Genomic DNA, 5,438 nt, shown 5'->3' on the forward strand with positions numbered 1-5,438 from the left:
CCGGCCGCGCGCCCGTCGACTCGGCCACCGTCGCGCCGCCGCCGCAGGCGCTCAACGCGATCGCCGCCGCCAGCGCCACGCCGCCGGCAACCCGGCCGCCCGCGGCGCGCCGCTCACTCCGCATGCCGGACCCGCCGATCGACCAGGACCGCCGCCGCGACCGCGAACAGCAGCCCGAACCCGATCAGGATCGCCGCCGCCGCGCCGGGCGCGAGGCCGAAGAAGTCCGGGCCGTAGCGGCTGGCCCGCGCGAAGACCGGGTCGCGGGCGATCCGCTCGTTCATGTCGATCGCCGAGCCGACGCCCGCGAACGACCACTGCGCGAACGCCAGGCCCGAGATCGGCTTCAGGACCGCCGTCATCTGCGCCACCGATACCAGCGCGCCGCTGAACAGCAGCTGCGGCACCAGGATCAGCGGGATGAAGCTCGACGCCTGGTCCTCGCTGCGGGCGAGCGCCGAGACGACCAGGCCCATCGCGACCGCGGTCAGGCCGCCGACGACCAGCAGCCCGACCACGACGGCGACCGTCCCGGCCCCCTCGTGCAGCGGCCGCAGGCCGAAGACGATCGCCGTCAGGGCGACGATCTGGAGCGCGACGATCGCTCCCTGGACCACGAGCTTGGAGACGACGTAGGCCGGCACGCGCGCGCCGACCGCCAGCTCGCGCCGCAGCACCGCCCGCTCCTTGACGATCTCGCGGGCGGCGCCGATCGCCCCGAACCAGATCGAGATCGTGACGACCAGGAACAGCAGCTGGGTCGACGCCGACGCCTCCATCGCTCCCGGCGGCCCGTCGTGGCGGAAGACGTCGGCGTGAAAGAGGATCGCCGTCAGCAGCGCCAGCACCGGCACCTGCGCGACGTTGGTCACCAGCGTCCGGCGGTCGCGCAGGGTCAGCTTCACGTAGCGGCGGGTCAGCATCCACCACTGCGGCAGCGCCCGCGGCCGCGGCTGGCGGGCCGGGGCCGCCGCCGGCGCGACCGGGCCGTCCCACGACGCCCGCGCGTGCTCGGACGCGAGGAACGCCTGGTGCCACTGCTCCGCCGGGGTCCGGTCGAGCGCCTCGTAGATCTCGTCGGCGGTCTCGACGCCGAAGAAGGCCGGGGCCCGGTCGGGCGGCCCCAGGTAGCAGAGCACGCCGCCCCGGCCCATCACGCAGAGCTTGTCGCAGAGGTGCAGCGAGCGGGTCGCGTGGGTCACCAGCATCACCCCGCGGCCGGCGTCGGCCAGGTCGCGCAGCAGCAGCATCAGCCGCCGCTCGAGGCCGGCGTCGAGGCCGGTCGTCGGCTCGTCGAGGAACAGCAGCCCGGGGCGGCTGACCAGCTCGGTCGCGACCCCGACCCGCTTGCGCTGGCCACCCGAGAGCGCGCCGATCCGCTTGCCGGCGTGCTCGCCCAGGCCGACCTCGTCGAGCACCTGGGCGACCGCCGCGTCGCGCTGCTGGCGCGACGCGTCCTGGGGCAGCCGCAGCTCGGCCGCGTAGCCGAGCGCCTCGCTGACCGTCAGGTCGCGGTGGACGATGTCGTCCTGGGGGACGAAGCCGATGTCGCTGAGCCGGGTCTCCAGCGGCTCGCCGTTGACCGTCACCCGGCCGCCGCTGGCCTGGCGCACGCCGCAGAGGGCGGTCATCAGCGTCGACTTGCCGGCTCCCGACTCGCCGATGATCGCGACCACCTCGCCGGGACGGACGCTCAGCCAGGTCGGCTGCAGGATCGTCCGGCCGCCGGCGACGACGCTGACGCCCTCGGCGTCGAGCCGCAGCGCCCCGGCGTCCTCGCGCGTGTGCAGCAGCGACCCGTCGAAGATCAGCCGGTAGGGGCCGATCGCGATCTCGTCGCCGATCTGCAGGTCGGCCGCCCGCACCAGCGAGCCGTTGACCCGCAGGCCCGCCCCGGAGCCGGAGCGGTCGCGGACGATCGCCACGCCCGGGCGGCTGGGGCTGGTGCGGATCTCGGCGTGCAGCGGCGAGACGGTCGGATGGGCCAGGACCACGTCGCACCCGGGATCGCTGCCCAGTCGCAGCACGTCGCGGTCGAGGGCCAGGTTGGCGCTGACGACCTCGGCGGTCGCGGCCGCGGCGCCGGGCACGGCGATCGTGTCGCCGTGGCGGTCGCTGACGAAGAAGAGGGTGTGGCCGCCGACCTCGAGCCGCTCCCCGTCCTGCAGCGGGCGCTCGTCGTCGGCCAGCCGCTCGCCGCCGAGGACGACCCCGGTCCGCGCGTCGAGGCTGCGCAGATCCACGCGCGATCCGTGGCGGTCGAGCTGCAGCGCCGGGTCGTGGACGTCGGCCTCGGCGGTCCCGAGCGCGAGCGCGCCCGCCGGATCGGTCCCGACCACCAGGCCGCCGGGCGGGATCGGGATCCGGCGCCCCTGGATCAGCAGCGCCGGCTCCTGGCCGCCGTCGGCGGCGCGCGGGCGCAGCACGACCTCGATCTCGTCGTCCCCGCTGGTCGACGGCGGCATGGGCGGCATTCAACCACGGCCCTCCGAGCCCGCGGGCGGACCGCTCCCGGGCCAGTCTCGCGCAGCCGCCGGAGCGGCGCGATCCCTCGCCGGAGGGAACTGATCGACCTCTGGTGCGCGCCCGGTCGATCTGGTGTGATGGCTGCCGTGGAGGCCCGTCCAGCGACACCCCGACCGACCGTCCGCGCCGACCGCGGAGCGCGCTCGTGAACCCCCGCGACCGGCGGCTGCTGGCCGACCACCGCCACCTGCAGGAGCTGACCCGCGAGGACCCGCGCGTCAGCATCGAGGCCGAGGGGCACCCCGCGGAGCGCTACGTCGTCACGATCGCCGCCGACGGGCTCGCGCGCGGCGCCGACGACCTGCCGCTGCTGCGGTTCGGGCACCGGGCGTCGATCGAGCTGCACCGCGACTACCCGCGGCTGCCGCCGGTCGTCCGCTGGACGACGCCGATCCTGCATCCGAACATCCTGCCGCCGCGCCGTCACGGCGGCGTCTGCCTGGGGGCGTGGAGCGCCGGCGAGGGGCTGGCCGACGTCGTCCGCCGACTGGTGCGGCTGGCCACCTGGCAGGACTTCAACCTCGACGACCCGCTCGACCACGAGGCGGTCGCCTGGGCGCGGGCGGTCGGCGCGCGACCGGGCGACGACCTGGCCCCGCTGGTCGCGCGCGCCGTCCCGGTCCCGACCGCCCAGGTCGTCCCGATCGCGGCCTAGGCCGTCCGACCCGACAGGATCCGCGCGTGGACATCACCGTCATCGACGCCACCGGCAACAAGACCGAGGACGCCACCGTCCCCGACGACGCCGCCGCGGGCCGGATCATCGCGCGGCTCGTCGAGCTGATGGAGATGCCCGCCGTCGGCCCGGACGGCGTCCCGCTCTCCTACAAGTTCCACCACAAGCGCACCGGCCGCCAGGTCGCCGACGAGGAGACCCTGCCGCAGGCCGGCGTCCGCGACGGCGACGTCCTGCGGCTGGTGGCCGAGATCACCGCGGGCGGGGCGTGACCGACCGCGACCCCGATCCCGCCGGCGGCCGGCTGACCGTCGACCCCGACGCCCGCGACGGGCGCTACCACCGCCAGAGCCTGATCACGTGGTGGGAGCAGCCGCGGCTGGCGCGGGCGACCGTGCTGGTGGTCGGCGCCGGCGCGCTCGGCAACGAGCTGGTCAAGAGCTGCGTCCTGATGGGCGTCGGGACGGTCGTGGTCGTCGACCTGGACGTGGTCGAGGACTCCAACCTGTCGCGCTGCATCTTCTTCCGCAGCAGCGACGAGGGCCGGCCGAAGGCGGCGGTCGTGGCCCGCGAGGCGGCCGCGCTGAACCCCGACGTGACGGTCGTCGGGGTGGTCGGCGACGTCCGCTCGACCGTCGGGCTCGGGATCGTGGCCGACGTCGACCTGGTCCTCGGCGGCGTCGACAACCGCGAGGCGCGGCTGCACGTCGGCCAGGCCTGCTGGAAGACGGGCACGCCCTACGTCGACGGGGCGATCGAGGGCCTGCAGGGCGTCGTCCGCGCCTTCGTGCCCCCGGACGGCCCCTGCTACGAGTGCACCATGAACGAGCGCGACCACCAGCTGGTCGCGGCCCGCCGCTCGTGCGCGCTGCTGAGCCACGAGGAGCTGATCACCGGCAAGGTGCCGACGACCGCCACGACCGCCGCCGTGATCGCCGGGATCCAGGTCCAGGAGGGGATCAAGCTGCTGCACGGGATCGCCGCCGACGACACCCTCGCCGGCCGCGGGTTCGCCTTCAACGGCCTGACGCACGACTCCTACGTGGTCAGCTACCCGCGGCGCGAGCAGTGCCTCTCCCACGACCACTACGACCCGGCCCGCACGTCGCCGGTGGCGGGCGACGCCAGCTTCGCCGAGCTGCTGGCGCTCGGCCGCGGCGCGCTCGGCCGCGAGGACGTCACGCTGGAGACCGAGCTCGACGTGGCGATCGCGATCGACTGCGGCAGCTGCGGGACCCGCGCCCCGCTGCTGCGGCCGCTGCACGAGCTGCGCCCGGCCGACGTCCGCTGCCCCGCCTGCGGCCGCGACGCGACGCCGCAGCTGCGCCACCGGATCGGGCCCGACGACGACGAGCTGCTGGCCCGGCGCCCGGGCGACCTCGGCCTGCCGCCCGGCGACGCGATCACTGTCCGCCACGGCCTCGACCGCTGGCACCTGATGCTCGACGGCGGGCGGCCGCCGATCGAGCGGCTGCGGGCGGTGGCGGCATGAGCCACCGGCCGCGCTTCACCCGCGCCGCCCACGACGCGGTGATCGCGCACGTCCTCGGCGAGCCCGGCCACGAGGTCGGCGGGGTGCTCGTCGGCGGCATCCACGACGACCTGGGCGAGACCCACGTGCTGGGGGCGATCGCGGCGCTGGAGGCGACCTCCGAGCGGGCCAGCGTGACCTTCACCCACGACGCCTGGGCGACCGTCCACGCCGCCCTCGAGCGCGACCACCCCGGCCGCGAGATCGTCGGCTGGTACCACTCGCACCCGGGCTTCGGGATCTTCCTGAGCGACCACGACCTCTTCATCCACCGGCACTTCTTCGCCCGCGCCGGCCAGATCGCGCACGTCGTCGACCCGCACGCCGGGACCGAGGGCGTCTTCGGCTGGACCGCGGGCGAGGTCGCGCTGCTGGCGCAACGGCCGATCGCGGCCAGGCGCGCCGGCGCCGTCCCGTCCCCGAGGAACGACCGATGAGCACCTCTCCCGTCGGGGCCGCGTGCCCCTTCTGCCACTTCACCGTCAAGACCGGGGCGGCGACCCACGCCTGCCCGTCCTGCGGCGCGGTCCACCACGAGGAGTGCTGGACCGAGAACGGCGGCTGCGCGGTCACCGGCTGCGCCGGGGCGCCCGCGACCGGCCCCGGCGCAGCGGGCGCCTACGCGCCGGCGGCCGGCTCCGACGAGCCGACCGATCCCTACGGCCAGCCGCCGGCCGAGCCCCCGACGGCGATCGCGCCGCGCCA

General features: G+C 75.9%; 6 protein-coding genes. 5 read left to right on the forward strand and 1 reads right to left on the reverse strand.

Going from position 1 to position 5,438, the window contains the following annotated elements; genetic code table 11:
• Positions 1-113 precede the first annotated feature (113 nt).
• The gene (locus PAI11_RS09215; RefSeq protein ID WP_007573463.1) at positions 114-2,465 is read right to left on the reverse strand and encodes an ATP-binding cassette domain-containing protein; all 2,352 of its coding nucleotides are present in this window, start codon (positions 2,463-2,465) and stop codon (positions 114-116) included.
• Between the two features lie 206 nt (positions 2,466-2,671).
• Between PAI11_RS09215 and PAI11_RS27005 the strand changes: the two genes are divergently transcribed.
• The 5 genes from PAI11_RS27005 to PAI11_RS09240 form a co-directional block, all read left to right on the forward strand.
• A complete protein-coding gene (locus tag PAI11_RS27005) occupies positions 2,672-3,181 on the forward strand; it encodes a ubiquitin-conjugating enzyme E2 (protein WP_007573465.1) in 510 nt (169 codons plus the stop codon).
• Positions 3,182-3,207: 26 nt separating this feature from the next.
• Positions 3,208-3,474 carry an EsaB/YukD family protein gene (locus tag PAI11_RS09225; RefSeq protein ID WP_007573467.1) on the forward strand — a complete coding sequence of 89 codons (267 nt, stop codon included), beginning with the start codon at positions 3,208-3,210 and terminating at the stop codon, positions 3,472-3,474.
• Complete coding sequence (locus PAI11_RS09230) at positions 3,471-4,694, forward strand: HesA/MoeB/ThiF family protein (protein ID WP_007573469.1); 1,224 nt, start codon at positions 3,471-3,473, stop codon at positions 4,692-4,694. The genes PAI11_RS09225 and PAI11_RS09230 overlap by 4 nt, the downstream gene beginning before the upstream one ends.
• On the forward strand, positions 4,691-5,170 hold the full coding sequence (locus PAI11_RS09235) for a M67 family metallopeptidase (RefSeq protein WP_007573471.1): 480 nt from the start codon (positions 4,691-4,693) through the stop codon (positions 5,168-5,170). Before PAI11_RS09230 ends, PAI11_RS09235 begins: the two co-directional genes overlap by 4 nt.
• On the forward strand, positions 5,167-5,438 hold a 272-nt coding region (locus PAI11_RS09240), incomplete at its 3' end, for an RING finger protein (protein ID WP_040599469.1). The genes PAI11_RS09235 and PAI11_RS09240, both read left to right, overlap by 4 nt.

This window comes from Patulibacter medicamentivorans, assembly GCF_000240225.1.
Taxonomy (GTDB): Bacteria; Actinomycetota; Thermoleophilia; order Solirubrobacterales; family Solirubrobacteraceae; genus Patulibacter; species Patulibacter medicamentivorans.

What these genes read in the sequence shown, in the direction of transcription:
- PAI11_RS09215 (WP_007573463.1), bottom strand. Translation starts at nt 2,465, where the DNA reads ATGCCGCCGTCGACCAGCGGGGACGACGAGATCGAGGTCGTGCTGCGC.
- PAI11_RS09235 (WP_007573471.1), top strand. Translation starts at nt 4,691, where the DNA reads ATGAGCCACCGGCCGCGCTTCACCCGCGCCGCCCACGACGCGGTGATC.